This window comes from Nostoc sp. C96 (genome assembly GCF_059384975.1).
The window spans coordinates 676,047-690,811 of sequence record NZ_CM182020.1 but is presented as its reverse complement, the minus strand read 5'-3'; the positions used below and the strand labels follow the sequence as shown (position 1 = coordinate 690,811).

At 41.9% G+C, this 14,765-nt stretch carries 12 protein-coding genes; 10 read left to right on the top strand and 2 right to left on the bottom strand.

Annotated features, from left to right (window positions below):
• Window positions 1-28 precede the first annotated feature (28 nt).
• Window positions 29-469, top strand: coding sequence for a cyanase (cynS, locus tag AC504W_RS03045; RefSeq protein ID WP_096584005.1), 441 nt, complete (start codon window positions 29-31; stop codon window positions 467-469).
• Between the two features lie 71 nt (window positions 470-540).
• Here cynS and AC504W_RS03040 read toward each other — a convergent pair whose 3' ends face one another.
• Window positions 541-1,122, bottom strand: coding sequence for an Npun_F5749 family FMN-dependent PPOX-type flavoprotein (locus AC504W_RS03040; RefSeq protein ID WP_494876186.1), 582 nt, complete (start codon window positions 1,120-1,122; stop codon window positions 541-543).
• Between the two features lie 124 nt (window positions 1,123-1,246).
• Here AC504W_RS03040 and AC504W_RS03035 point away from each other — a divergent pair, with 124 nt between their 5' ends.
• The 8 genes from AC504W_RS03035 (at window position 1,247) to opcA (ending at window position 12,844) form a co-directional block, all read left to right on the top strand.
• Complete coding sequence (locus tag AC504W_RS03035) at window positions 1,247-1,639, top strand: hypothetical protein (protein WP_494876185.1); 393 nt, start codon at window positions 1,247-1,249, stop codon at window positions 1,637-1,639.
• A 375-nt stretch (window positions 1,640-2,014) separates the two neighbouring features.
• Window positions 2,015-5,533, top strand: a complete 3,519-nt coding sequence (gene nrdJ, locus AC504W_RS03030) for a ribonucleoside-triphosphate reductase, adenosylcobalamin-dependent (RefSeq protein ID WP_494876183.1) — start codon at window positions 2,015-2,017, stop codon at window positions 5,531-5,533.
• 124 nt (window positions 5,534-5,657) lie between these two features.
• On the top strand, window positions 5,658-5,876 hold the full coding sequence (locus AC504W_RS03025) for a ssl0294 family protein (protein WP_096584014.1): 219 nt from the start codon (window positions 5,658-5,660) through the stop codon (window positions 5,874-5,876).
• Between the two features lie 504 nt (window positions 5,877-6,380).
• Window positions 6,381-6,680, top strand: coding sequence for an RNA-binding regulator (gene rbp / locus AC504W_RS03020; protein WP_494876182.1), 300 nt, complete (start codon window positions 6,381-6,383; stop codon window positions 6,678-6,680).
• A gap of 462 nt (window positions 6,681-7,142) precedes the next feature.
• A complete protein-coding gene (gene fbp / locus AC504W_RS03015) occupies window positions 7,143-8,192 on the top strand; it encodes a class 1 fructose-bisphosphatase (RefSeq protein ID WP_103125483.1) in 1,050 nt (349 codons plus the stop codon).
• Between the two features lie 311 nt (window positions 8,193-8,503).
• Window positions 8,504-9,649: a transaldolase gene (gene tal / locus AC504W_RS03010; RefSeq protein WP_494876181.1), complete on the top strand. Its 1,146-nt coding sequence runs from the start codon at window positions 8,504-8,506 to the stop codon at window positions 9,647-9,649.
• Window positions 9,650-9,779: 130 nt separating this feature from the next.
• Window positions 9,780-11,309 (top strand): glucose-6-phosphate dehydrogenase, encoded by a 1,530-nt coding sequence (zwf, locus tag AC504W_RS03005; RefSeq protein WP_494876180.1) that lies wholly within the window; start codon window positions 9,780-9,782, stop codon window positions 11,307-11,309.
• A gap of 164 nt (window positions 11,310-11,473) precedes the next feature.
• Window positions 11,474-12,844 (top strand): glucose-6-phosphate dehydrogenase assembly protein OpcA, encoded by a 1,371-nt coding sequence (gene opcA, locus AC504W_RS03000; protein ID WP_494876179.1) that lies wholly within the window; start codon window positions 11,474-11,476, stop codon window positions 12,842-12,844.
• A gap of 141 nt (window positions 12,845-12,985) precedes the next feature.
• Here the strand turns inward: opcA and AC504W_RS02995 are convergent, their stop codons facing one another.
• Window positions 12,986-13,138, bottom strand: a complete 153-nt coding sequence (locus AC504W_RS02995) for a hypothetical protein (protein WP_494876177.1) — start codon at window positions 13,136-13,138, stop codon at window positions 12,986-12,988.
• A gap of 99 nt (window positions 13,139-13,237) precedes the next feature.
• On the opposite strand from AC504W_RS02995, the gene AC504W_RS02990 reads away from it, so the two are divergent.
• Window positions 13,238-14,701, top strand: coding sequence for a cobyrinic acid a,c-diamide synthase CobB (locus tag AC504W_RS02990; protein WP_494876176.1), 1,464 nt, complete (start codon window positions 13,238-13,240; stop codon window positions 14,699-14,701).
• Window positions 14,702-14,765: the final 64 nt, after the last annotated feature.

The window sequence follows — 14,765 nt, the reverse complement described above, 5'->3', positions numbered from 1 at the left end:
TTGTCCAGCAGACTTATCAGAGTGTACTATGTCAATTCCAGCCTTAACTCAAAAGCTGCTTGCTGCCAAAAAAATTAAAGGATTAAGCTTTGCAGACTTAGAACAAATTTTAGACCGCGATGAAGTCTGGATTGCTGCTTTATTTTATCGTCAAGCTACAGCTTCCTTGGAAGAAGCCCAAAAACTGGCTGATGTGTTAGGGCTTGATTCCGAAGATGTTGCAGAACTAATTAGCTATCCGACAAAAGGCTTAGGCCCTGTTGTTCCTACCGATCCCTTGATTTATCGTTTTTACGAAATCATGCAAGTTTACGGTTTCCCCATCAAAGAAGTTATTCAAGAAAAATTCGGTGATGGGATTATGAGTGCAATTGATTTTACTTTGGATATTGAAAAAGTAGAAGACCCCAAAGGCGATCGCGTTAAAGTCACCATGAATGGTAAATTTTTACCCTATAAAAAATGGTGAGTCATTAGTCAATAGTCATTTGTCCATAGTCAAAAGTTATCCTCCTCTCCTGCCTTCTGCCTCCTGCCTTCTTAAGGATTAACTTCTTGACAAAACCACTGTTGATTTTCATCAAGCTGATAAATGCTTCTATTTTGTGGTTCGCCCCGCAACTCTAAGTGATCAACCTGTACTGGATCAAGTAATAGTAAGCAAAAGTTTGATACTGGTTGCAAAGAATCAGGCGTTGGTGGTGTAAAAGCTGCTGGCGCTGTATTCCTGGGTTTACCAGGATGAGGCCAAACAAATTGTAAACGTGCTGCATCGCTCAGTGCTTGCCAAGTAGCAAGGCGGGCTGATTGTAGTCCAGAATCATCATGACTATCAACTAATGTCAAGCGCCCAGCAATGCGAAACTGTTCCCGTGTGTTGGGGAAATACCAACAAGCTTCCGCCCAAGGTTGATTTTTGATTTGATCAATTTTATCGCTACGAGTATCAGTAATAAATTTTAGCTGATTGGTATCTTGAAGAAAATCACGAAAGACAACAGTCCGATTAGCAGGGCGATGATCTGCGCGGATTGTAGCCAATTGTAAGTAACGAGCATAAACCAGACTACGGTTGCGATGTAGGGCGTGAGCGATCGCACCTCTCCAAGGAGCAAGAGACATTGTATACTTTCATTTCCATGAGTACAGCTACAGAAGTAGCGCAAAGTGGAAAATTTTGCAATCTTTTATCCTCAACTTACTTGGCGTATAGTCATAATCTGTTCAAAAGCAACACGACTTGATTATGGTTCGAGAGCTTGAAAGAAAACGTCAGAATCTACTAATTCAACAAGCACCTAATTCCACAAACAAAAACCTCTTGGTCTTTACACACAACCAAGAGGGCATTCAACAAATATATTTCAACCATACTATTATGCAAGAAAATGGACTAAATAAGGCTGAAATTTTTCAGCAATTCCTTACCCATAACAGACAGCAAACATCAAGTTTACTTTCTCAAATAGTTCCTACTTCCCCAGGTACGCCACCACCACCTGATGCAGTAAGTCTAGTACCTATACTCAGTTATGGAGGGGTTGCAGTAGCAGTTATTATTGCTATGGCTTGGTTTAACCAAATACAGCTAAAGTCGCTTTTGGAGATATTAAAAGTTACCAACCGCAATAGACAGTAAATTTGACTTTGAAGGAAGAAATGCTTTTGTATTCTTAATAACTAAATTTTTGAGAATCGAATAAACAAATCTTCCTGGAAATAAGCTGTAACCCTTGGAACTTATTCGGATTTCTCTTTCAACAAAGAATGATTTGATTGATGGGGGTAAAAGGTAAATTTGTCTTATACCTCCATCAGTCTATAAATTTAATACTGAAAATAATTACAACATAGTATATAAATTTATAAGTAAAGTAAGGGCATTATACACCATAAGTTTATGTTGTAATTTGTACTGTCATTACATAGCGTAAAGTGTACATTTTTTCAATCTTTTCTCCTCAACTCACTTAGCGTATAGTCGTAATCTGTTCAACAGCAACACGACTTGATTATGGTTCGAGAGCTTGAAAGAAAACGTCAGGGTGTTACGTTTCCCGAAACCGCGCCAGCAGCCAATCCTGTATTTTTTAGGACTTACAGCCGCCGGACTGGAGCAGGACTGAGAGAATCTTACGATGAAGTGTGCGATCGCACCATCCAAGGCTTAATCGAATTAGGTAAGCTCAACCCAGAAGAAATTGCCCTCTTAGAAAAAACACAACGCCAACTTAAAGCTTTACCTAGTGGCCGTTGGCTATGGGTAGGCGGTACAAATTGGATTAACAAACCCAAGAACTTTTCCGGCGGTTACAATTGCACCTCTACCAATCTCCAAGACTGGAAAGCCTTCGGTTTAATGATGGACTTGGCCATGATGGGCTGCGGTACAGGAGCCATCATCGAACCACAGTATATTAATCAACTACCTCCTATCCGTAATCGTCTCAATGTCACAGTACAAGGCGAAATTGGCAGCACTCCGAAAAACTTACGTCGTGAATTTACACAAACCGATATAGAAGGCAACCGCGTTACCATTCATGTTGGTGATAGCCGCGAAGGTTGGGTTGCATCTTATCAAACTCTGTTGGAACTCTCCACAGATAAAAGATTTACAGATGAAGTAGAAGTATTTGTTGATATCAGTGATGTTCGTCAAGCCGGAGAAACCCTCAACGGTTTTGGCGGCGTTGCCAATCCTGTGAAATTACCAGGATTGTATCAACGTTGTGCTGACATCTTAAATAAAGCTCTAGGCAGACAATTAAATTCTGTAGAATGTTGCCTATTAATTGACGAAGCTGCTGTAACAATTGTTGCAGGTAATATTAGGCGTTGTTTGCCTGAAGATGCTTTGGTTCATACATCTAAAGGTCTTGTACCAATTCGTGATGTAAAAGTTGGTGACTTAGTACAGACTCCTTTAGGATTTCGGCGAGTTGTCGATAAATTCGACCAAGGGTTTCAAGATGTTTATGAAATCGAAACCAATGGTACTTATCCCAGAGCTACTTTAAACCATAGACAAGCAGTGATGGCAGATGCTCAAGGCGGCATTGTCTGGAAATACATTGCTAGTTTAGCTGAAGGCGATCGCCTACTACACAATACTCAAGTTTTACCCGGCACAGTTACTCATTTGCCTTCAGATTTTACTCAAACTCGACCTTTACATAGCCGCACAGCCAAATCTTTTGTAGTTCCAGAACTCACCTCTGAAGTAGCTTGGCTAATTGGGTTAACCCACGGTGACGGCTATGTAGCTCTTGGTCGCAATAAATACGGTAAGCCCTACGGTCGTGTTGAATGGGCAATGAACAGTTTAGATGTTGAAGTCACAGCTAGAATTCAAGCTAAACTTGATGCGGCTTTGGCTTTATTTGGCTTAACAGCCTCTCATGGCATTATCAAAGGTGAAAACACTGCCAAGTCAATCTGTTCATCTATTCGTCTAGCTGAGTATTTCCATCGCTACATTAAGCAACCAAATGTCCCCTTAGTAGTTCCTGATTTTATTTTGCAGGGTTCTGTGGACATCCGCGCCGCTTACTTAGCTGGTTTAATGGATAGTGACGGAGGAGTTAACAACCGACCCCCTTACCTAGTAACTTCAGTTTATCGGTCATTTATTAGACAAGTTGGTGCAGTTTTATCCAGTTTAGGAATTGCTGGTAGGCTTACCACAACTCGTCCCCAGGAAGAAGGGTGGCAAGTGAAGTACAACTTGACAATTCCTGCGCTGAAGGAGCGTTATAACTCTTTAATTGCACCTCATTCGTCCAAAGGCCAACTGCGCCAAGGGCTGAAGATGTATGGTTTCACCGTTCCCGGTGTCATCATGCGTCAAGCTTACACTTACAGCGAAATGCGCGAGATGGGATTCCAAGGTTCTCGCACTGTAGATGCCAATTATGAACGTTACATCGCTGAAGCTGATATTTCTTTAGATATTCCTGTCACTGTTAAAGGGCTGGGTAGCTATGATTACGTTCAAACTTACGACATTGAAGTTGAAGAAGCTCACTGTTTTTACTGCGATGGCTATCTAACACATAACAGTGCAGGTATGCGTCAGTTTACTGCTGACGATGAACTCGGAGCTACAGCTAAAGATAACCTCTGGCAACAAGACGAAAACGGTAACTGGCGCATTGATCCTGAACGTGATTCTCTACGTATGGCGAATCATACAAGAGTATTTCACCGCAAGCCAACATTAGAAGAATCGATCGCAGCTGTTCAGAAACAATATTATAGTGGCGAAGGTGCGATCCAATGGGCTGGTGAAGCTGTAGCGAGAGCTAACATTGATCTGCTTTCTACCCAAGCATTGAAAAAAGAGTTTTTACAAGCTTACGAACAAGGAACAGCTAAAAATTGGCTGCAACAACGTTACCCAGAAATAGATGCTAATGAATTAGAACATCGTTTGAGCAGATACGCTTTAAATCCATGCGGAGAAATTATTGGTAGCAACTTCCACTGTAATCTTTCAGAGATTCATCTCAATCAAATTGACCCATTTAATTACAAAGAACAAGAGGAAGCTTTCACTGCTGGGGCATTATCTGTAGCGACACTTTTAAATCATAAATTTTTGGAACCGCGCTATCAATATAGTCGGGAATTAGACCCAATTGTCGGGGTTTCTTTTACTGGCTTATTTGATTTCTTTGTCCATGCTTTTGGTGTGGACTGGTTGCGCTGGTGGGCAGAAGGTAGACCTGCAACACCCCAAGGGTTAGCATTTAAGCACCAAGAAGAAAAATATCTCAGCTTTTGGAGAGAAGTAGTACAAAAGGCAGTGTGGGATTATTGCGATCGCCATCATCTCAAACGTCCTAATCGTTGTACTACTGTCCAACCCAGTGGAACTAAAGCTCTATTATCTGGCGCTAGTTCTGGTTGGCATCCACCCAAAGCCCAAAGATTTATTCGCCGGATCACTTTCCGCAAAAATGACCCCGTAGCCTTAGCTTGTATTGACTACGGCTATAATGTCATTCCCTCCCAAGCTGACAAGGATGAAAACGGTAATTTATTAAACGATCCTTTTGATCCCCGCGTAAGTGAATGGTTGGTGGAAATCCCTGTCGCGGTACCTTGGGCTGATGTACCTGGTGCCGATCAAATTGACGTATCTAAGTTTTCTGTCTTAGCCCAATTTGATTTTGTCATGCAAGTTCAACGTCATTACGTTACCCACAACACATCCGCTACCCTAGAACTACGGGCTGATGAAGTTGAACCGTTAGGACAGCGAATTTACGAAGCCATCCAAAATGATGAGGGTTACATTTCCGCCGCATTATTAGCACGATTTGACGATTTACAATCATTCCCCCGTCTCCCATTTGAGCCAATAGACAAAGCAACTTATGAGCGTTTATCTCAAGAAGTGTTAACACGACGTAAAACCGATGATTTCTGTGCTGTTCTCAGCCGCTACGACTCCGGCGAACTAACAGAAGCAGGCCCTAGCGGTTGTGATTCTGACAAGTGTATGTTTCCAGATCAACAACCTAACTAGGAGCTAGTAAGTAAAAAGGTAAAAGATTTATTTTGACTTTTGCTTTTTTACTTTTGACTTTGAATCCCGCGTTACGATTGATAAAAAAGTAATAATTTTTTATGGCACTGCCAGGAGATTTTTCATGTTTCTTGATGAATTGTCACCAATATTTAAAGAGTTAACTCATCACCCAGTCTCATTTCTCGGTGGTTTTTTCTCTGGAGTGCTGCGACTTAATCTGAAAGATGATCCTGTGAAAAGTTGGCTAGATCAACAAAGAGGTACCACTAGCTACCCCACTTCCACAACCGAAGTGAGCAATGGTAAAGCCACAGGCCCACAGACAATTTCAATTGAATAAATTTGCTGCTGATTTCCCATCAAATTAATCGCTTTTTACCTGCAACTCTTACTCTGACAGATTCAGCAAAGTTGCAGGTAAATTTTTGTTTTTTAGCAAAGTTTGTAAATCTAATAGTAATCTCAAGATTACTAATCACAATGTATAAATAACTGCTTTTTTAAGTAAAAACTACTAAAAAAACTGGCGAAACAATCAGACTAGCTATATTAACACAATGAACTTTTTATCTTAAAAATCTATAAGTTTGGCTTATTTTGTATTATTTGGGATTGTAATATCCCATACTTTGAAAAATGTCACAATCAGTTATTATATGAGCGTAAGCGTAAGTTCAGCCTTATGGACAGTTTAGTTGAAGTCACGCCAGCACTATGATTGCTGCGCCACAACGTTCGTCATCAATAAAAATAAATCAGAAGCGGCAACGCAAGATTTGTAGTTTGTTGATCTCTGTTTTTTCGCTGAACTAATCGCTGTTTGTTGACAATTACGTGATCCCACATGACTATTTACGTTGGAAATCTCTCCTACCGCGCTACTGAAGCAGATTTAAAAGCAGTATTTGCAGACTATGGCGAGGTCAAAAGAGTTGTCTTACCTACTGATCGTGAAACAGGGCGGATGCGCGGTTTTGCTTTTGTGGAAATGGAAGAAGACGCTCAAGAAGATGCGGCTATCACTGAGTTAGATGGTGCCGAATGGATGGGTCGGCAACTCAGAGTTAACAAAGCAAAACCACGAGATGATAACCGACAAGACGATAATCGGCGAGGTGGTTGGGCGAAAAAACAAGAAATTTAAATCAGACGGACGACAATAATAGCAAATTGTTTTACTCTTAAGCAAGAATTTTCTTGGCTAAAGTTAACTCAGCACAATTAGCGGAGTTAAAAGCCAACAGTAACTCAGGCTAAAGATCATTCTGTAGCTCACTTAGTTACAAATTGCTGTAAGTATTAAACAATCGAAGGCAACTATACCCGGCTGTTGTGAGCTACAGACAAATCTCACAAGCAGTCGGTTTTTTAGGGCTTAGGTAGATATGGGGTGAGATCTAACAAGCCATTTTACCTCTACGCTTCCATTGGCAACGATACTTTTCTGCCTTGGTAAATTCAGCAAAAACTTATCCATTTCTTTAGTTTATCTAAAGCCACATCAAGGTTATCAACTTACCTTTCTAAGATAGAAGCAGCAGCTATAAGTTGCTACCCATGACTTTACCAACCTAACTATCAACCAGTCCCTAGGGAGAATGCAAAAATGGCTAAAGCGCCAGAATCTCTGGAGTTGCCAATCGACGATCATACAGATAAAAGCTTAGATCGTGATTGTACAACCTTATCCCGTCATGTTCTTCAGCAACTTCAAAGCTTTTCTCCTGATGCTCAGGATTTAAGTGCGCTGATGAATCGCATCGCCCTTGCAGGTAAATTAATTGCCCGTCATCTTAGCCGTGCAGGGTTAATGGAAGGCGTTCTCGGATTTACCGGGGATGTAAATGTTCAAGGAGAATCCGTCAAAAAGATGGATGTTTATGCCAACGATGTTTTTATCTCGGTATTTAAGCAAAGTGGCTTAGTTTGTCGCCTAGCTTCTGAGGAAATGGACGACCCTTATTACATCCCAGAAAACTGCCCTATAGGTCGTTATACCTTGTTGTATGACCCAATAGATGGTTCTTCTAACACCGATACTAATCTCAGCTTGGGTTCCATTTTTGCGATTCGCCAACAAGAAGGAGACGACGCGGATGGTTTAGCCACCGATTTACTTACTAATGGACGTAAGCAAATTGCCGCTGGATACATACTATATGGGCCAAGCACTATGCTGGTTTATAGTATAGGTAGAGGGGTGCATTCATTTACTCTTGATCCCAGTTTGGGAGAGTTTATCCTCACCGAAGAAAATATTCGGATTCCTGATAATGGCTCTGTTTACAGTGTCAATGAAGGAAATTTCTGGCAGTGGGAAGAGTCAATTAGAGAATATGTTCGGTACGTTCATCGTACAGAGGGCTACTCTGCTCGCTATAGTGGAGCGATGGTGAGTGATATCCATAGAATTCTGGTTCAAGGCGGTGTATTTCTCTACCCAGGTACAATTCAAAAGCCAGAAGGTAAATTACGCTTACTTTATGAATCGGCTCCTCTAGCTTTTTTGATTGAGCAAGCAGGCGGTCGCGCCACCACAGGACTAGTAGATATTTTAGATGTGGTGCCGAAAAAACTCCACCAACGCACACCTTTGATTATTGGTAGTAAAGAGTCTGTGGCAAAAGTTGAGTCTTTTATTCAAAACGGTCACTAGTTTTAAAAGTCAAAAGTCAAAAGTCAAAAGTCAAAAATAAATTTTATTTACCAATAATTATTGACTATTGACCATTGAGCATTCACTTTTAACTGTTTCTTACTGTGAAGTTATTTTTATCTTGCTTTACTAGTGTCTGCTTGGGATGAAGAAGAGAAAATATCACTACTACAGTGCGGATGAAGTAGTGATAGATTATTTCAGCTGGTCGATGCGATAAGTGATTGGCAAAGCCAAAATGCAAAAGTCACCATCACAGGATGGATTGCCAAGTTCACTTGGAGACATCATTAAACGGAGGGAACTAAGCTATGGCGACTAATCATCTACAGGAGATTCAACAATACGGTCAAAGTATCTGGATGGATAATTTGACGCGAGACATGATTCAATCAGGGGAATTGAAAAACCTGGTAGAAAATCAAGGAATCTCCGGGATCACCTCGAACCCAGCCATTTTTGAGAAAGCGATCGCGCGTAATGCGATTTATGATGCGGACATAGAAGCAGGTGTTCGCGCTAAATTACCAACCTACAAAATTTACGAATCTTTAGTTTTCGCAGATATCCGTAATGCGGCAGATATTCTGCGCCCTGTATATGAAGCCTCGAATGGACTTGATGGTTATGTGAGTATCGAAGTACCACCAACTATTGCTCATGATACTCAAGCCACCATCAACGAAGCCCGCCGTTATTTTCAAGAAATTGGCCGGGAAAATATCATGATTAAAATTCCTGGTACAGAATCAGGTTTACCAGCCGTAGAACAAGTAATCGCCGACGGAATTAACGTCAATGTTACTTTGTTATTTTCTGTACAAAGCTACATTAATACAGCTTGGGCTTATATTCGAGGCTTAGAAAAACGCGCCTCTGAGGAAAAAGACATTAGCAAAATTGCTTCTGTCGCCAGCTTTTTCCTCAGTCGCATTGATAGTAACATTGACGCAAAAATCGATGCAAAATTGCACCGTGGCGTTGATGATATTAACCTAGAAGCCAAACTCAGAGCCGTAAAAGGCAAAGTAGCGATCGCTAATGCCAAAATAGCTTATCAAGAATACAAAAAAATTATTGAAAGCGACCAATGGCAAGCCCTTGCAGCCAAAGGGGCAAAAGTACAGCGGTTACTTTGGGCTAGTACCAGCACCAAAGACCCGAACTACAGCGACGTGATGTATGTTGATGAGTTAATTGGCCACGATACCGTTAACACCTTACCACCCTCGACAATAGCAGCTTGTGCTGACCACTGCGATGTAGGCGATCGCGTGGAAACCAAAGTTCATGAAGCTTATCAACTTATCGAAAATTTGAAAGATCCAGACATAAACATTGATATCAATACCGTAATGGATGAACTGTTAGTGGAAGGTATTGATAAATTTGTCCAACCTTTCAAGTCCTTGATGAACTCTTTAGAAAACAAAGTCAAGTTATTGTCACCTGTGTAGGGTCTAAGAAATCTGAAGTGTGAAGTCTGAAGTCTGAAAGATAAACACAAAAAAGTAATTTCATACTTCATAATTCATACTTCATACTTCCTCCCATTCCAAATCTCAACTCCAAGATCCAAAAATTGTTATGGTCAGTCTGCTAGAAAATCCCTTGCGCGTTGGTCTGCAACAGCAAGGGATGCCCGAACCCCAAATTATAGTTATCTTTGGCGCTTCTGGTGATCTTACCTGGCGCAAACTAGTTCCAGCATTATACAAACTACGGCGAGAACGGCGGGTTCCACCAGAAATCACGATTGTTGGTGTGGCACGTCGGGAATGGACACATGAATACTTCCGTGAACAAATGCGTAAAGGCATGGAAGAAGCCCACGGTGGTGTCGAACTCGAAGAACTATGGCAAGACTTCTCTCAAGGTTTGTTTTACTGTCCTGGTGACATAGACAACCCTGAAAGTTATCAAAAACTGAAAAACTTACTCAGTGAATTAGACGAAAAACGGGGTACACGCGGTAATCGGATGTTCTACCTTTCCGTCGCTCCCAACTTCTTCCCCGAAGCCATCAGGCAACTAGGAGAAGGCGGAATGCTAGACAATCCAGAGAAGCACCGCCTAGTAATTGAAAAACCCTTTGGTCGAGACTTGGCTTCTGCTCAAAGCCTCAACGTGATTGTGCAGAAGTATTGTAAAGAAAATCAAGTCTATCGCATTGACCACTACCTAGGTAAAGAAACCGTTCAAAACTTGCTCGTGTTCCGCTTTGCCAATGCGATTTTTGAACCATTGTGGAACCGTCAGTTCGTTGATCACGTACAAATTACCGTTGCTGAAACCGTAGGGGTAGAAGACCGGGCTGGTTACTATGAAAAAGCCGGCGCACTCCGAGATATGTTGCAAAACCACTTAATGCAACTTTACTGCTTGACGGCAATGGAAGCACCCAACTCAATGGATGCTAACAGTATTCGCACAGAAAAAGTTAAAGTACTTCAAGCAACTCGTCTAGCAGATATCCGCAATTTGTCTCGTTCGGCCATTCGCGGTCAATATAGTGCTGGTTGGATGAAAGGACAACAAGTGCCAGGATATCACGAAGAACCAGGTGTTGATCCCAAGTCCGGTACACCCACTTATGTAGCCATGAAATTCATGGTAGATAACTGGCGTTGGCAAGGTGTACCCTTCTATTTGCGGACTGGCAAACGGATGCCGAAAAAAGTCAGCGAAATTTCGATTCATTTCCGCGATGTTCCTTCTCGGATGTTCCAGTCCGCCGCCCAACAAAGAAATGCCAACGTACTGGCAATGCGGATTCAACCCAACGAAGGAATTTCTTTGCGCTTTGATGTGAAAATGCCAGGGGCAGAATTCCGTACTCGTTCCGTAGATATGGACTTTAGCTACGGTTCCTTCGGAATTTCCGGTACTTCTGATGCCTACGATCGCCTCTTCTTAGATTGTATGATGGGCGACCAAACATTGTTCACACGGGCTGACGAAGTGGAAGCAGCTTGGCAAATAGTCACCCCCGCCCTTTCTGTTTGGGATGCACCCACCGACCCAACAATTATTCCCCAGTACGAAGCCGGTACATGGGAACCCGCAGAAGCCGAATTGTTGATAAACCAAGACGGCCGTCGCTGGCGCAGACTGTAAAATTTTAGATTTTAGATTTTAGATTTTTAGATTAGGAACAAAGAAATAGCGAATAGGTAATAGATAAAAGCAAAAACTATTTCTGACTAATTCTGTTTAGTAGTTCTTAATCAAAAATCTTAAATCGTCAATCCAAAATTCAAACTCCAAAATCCAAAATTACTATGACCCAAGCTCCTACCATTTTTTCACTCCAAGCCCCCAAGGACATTTCGCTGAATGAAATCGAAGGGGAATTGAATCAAATTTGGCAAAGTTACGGTATCACTGGTGAAGATGGCGGCTTACCTGCTGCTACTCGTGCCACAACTTTTACCTTAGTGGTTTACGAACCTGAAGAAACCCAATATCTATTGGCATCTCTGGGATTTTATAACGGCCCCATCGATGGGATTTTAGGGCCACAGACAGACATCGCACTGCGACAAGCGCAACAAAAATATGAACTACTAGAAACTGGCACGGCTACACCAGAAACTTTGGCAAAATTACGGGAAGAATACACCAAACGCCAAGGCAATGGAGCCGTTGCGGAAAATGGTAATGGTTCCTATAACGTTAGTGTTACCAGCCCCAGAATTGCTGATGAAATTGCTTTACGCAACCCCTGCCGCATCATTGCTCTATGTCCCATCGCTGGTGAAGATGAAGGGGTAAAAGCACAAGTTTCAGCTTACTGCCCAATTCAAAAGCAATCTTCTAGCACTCTTGTTTGTTGTGAATACATCACCCTTTCTGGTACAGCCTCAGCTTTAGAAAGAATTGGCGGGATGATTCCCGCATTACTCATTGGTGGTCTGCCTAAGTTCCTATGGTGGAAAGCTACTCCCGACCCCAACAACCCATTATTCAAGAGACTGGCAGCCGTTTGCAATAACGTTATAGTTGATTCTTGTAACTTTAACGAACCAGAAAGCGATTTACTCAGCTTATATGAGTTAGTCGAAACTAACGTACCTGTGGCTGACTTGAATTGGCGGCGTTTAGCAGCATGGCAAGAATTAACTGCGGAAGCTTATGACCCCCCTCATCGTCGCACAGCCTTAAAAGACATTGACCGCGTAACAATTGATTATGAAAAAGGCAACCCTGCCCAAGCACTATTATTTTTAGGTTGGTTGGCTAGTCGCTTAGAATGGATGCCGATTTCCTATCAAAAGGAAAGCAATGATTACGATATCATTCGGATTCGTTTTGTAGCTCAAGACCAAAAGCAAATAGAAGCCGAGTTAGCTGGAGTTCCGGTTGCTGATGCAGGTGATATCTCTGGCGACTTGATTGCTTTACGTCTAAGTTCAACTAATACCAAAGCCGACTGTAGCACAGTCATCTGCTCGGAAACTGGGGGTTGTATGCGGATGGAAACCCACGGCGGCGCTCAATCTGCTGGTTTGTTCCAACAAGTGAGTTCACTTTCTGAACAAAAGGCGGAAGCACTGTTGAGTCAGCAAGTACAACGCTGGGGACGTGAAACTCTGTTTGAAGACAGCTTGGGAGTTATTGCCCAAACTGTGAAACCTTCAGTGAAGAGTTAGATTAATCTCAGCTAATTTGTCAAAAAAGCCTTCCAATTTTCAAAATGGAGGGCTTTTTTTAACGCAAAGATACGCAGAGGATGGCGCAAAGTTGCGCGGAGGTTTTATTAAGATAATTCGTACTTTTACTTCAATATGTAGTTACGTCAAATAAAGTAGGAGCGCTTTTTGTTGTCTAACAGTATCTTCATAGTAATCAACTATTTCGTTGTAGTAATCTACCATCCAATAAAGCATTTCTTCTTCTGAAAAATCAATCAAGGGTACAGGGTTTGGCTTTTGGGACTCTAGCATAAAACGATTTTCACTATTCTTTCCTACACAGTGTATTTTCACGGTGACGGTATACTAATCTTTTAAGATTTAAGCTAGTCACAACCTCTTAATCTTCTTATGGCTTTAGTAATTGCTGGCGAACGTAGCGGGGTGGGTAAGACAACAGTCACACTCGCCCTGTTAGCATCTTTATGTCGTCGTGGTGGTCAGGTGCAATCTTTCAAGGTCGGGCCAGACTATATTGACCCAATGTTTCATCAGTATGTGACTGGTCTTGCTTGTCGCAACTTAGACCCAGTGCTGACTAGTGAAGCCTACGTTCAGCAATGTTTTGCTAAACATCACCAAGCAAGTGAATATGCTTTGGTAGAAGGGGTGATGGGGTTGTTTGATGGGGTGATGGGGAGTGGAAAAGATGATAGTCAACACCCATTCACTTTTGCCAGTACGGCTCATGTTGCGCGGTTACTAGATTTGCCTGTAGTGCTGGTAATTGATTGCAGTCGGTTATCGGGTTCTGTGGCGGCGATCGCTCACGGTTATTGTTCTTTTGACCCTAAAATTAAAATAGCCGGTTTAGTCCTCAATCGCGTGGGGAGCGATCGCCATCTTTCTTTACTCAAAGATGCTCTACAATCTCTACAATTACCGATTCTCGGTGTATTGCGTCGTCAAGATAACATTACAATTCCTGACCGCCATCTCGGCTTAGTCCCCACAGGCGAACTTAGCGAACTGGATGCTGTGGTAGAACGTCTAGCTGATTTAGGTGATACTTGCTTCGATTGGCAAAGTTTATTACCGTTGTTAGACACTCAAAACTCAAAACTCAGCGAGAACTTGCGTGCGCGGGTTCCCCGCGTTGAGCAAAGTTCGGTAACTCAGCACGATGCTCAACTCCCGCTACCGCTAACAGCACTCAGTAAAGTTAGGATTGCCGTTGCACGCGATCGCGCTTTTAATTTTTATTATCAAGATAATCTCGATTTACTCCAACAATTAGGTGCAGAGTTAGTCTTTTGGAGTCCTTTAGCAGACTCAGAATTACCTCAAAATATCCAGGGAATGTATTTTGGTGGCGGGTTCCCAGAAGTATTTGCTGAACAATTAACTAAAAATACAAATGTTTTACAAGCAGTCAAAACAGCTATTCTTCAAGGAATGCCGACAATTGCCGAGTGTGGGGGATTGATGTATTTGTGTGAAAAAATCATCGATTTTGAGGGTAAAACTTACCCAATGGTAGGAATAATTCCCACATCTGCTTGTATGGATAAACGTTTAACTTTGGGTTATCGTCGGGCGGTAGCTTTACAAGATAGTTTGTTAGTAAATGCTGGGACAAATATTTACGGACATGAGTTTCACCGCTCAAGTTTAAAAGCTAATTTTCATCAGCCATTATTTGCAACTTACCGCTACGATTGTGATGAGAATATGGGCTTTGAAGGCTGGAATTTACCTATTAATCTTCATGCTTCATATATACATTTACATTGGGGCGCTAGTATAGAAATTCCCCAGCGATTTATTCAACAATGTCAGTCTCATAGGATGTGCTACAGCAATGTTATGACTTGAACATTTGAGAGAAAATTTTTTGTCATTGGCATAAATGAATTTAGAAGGATATCAATCCGTTAGC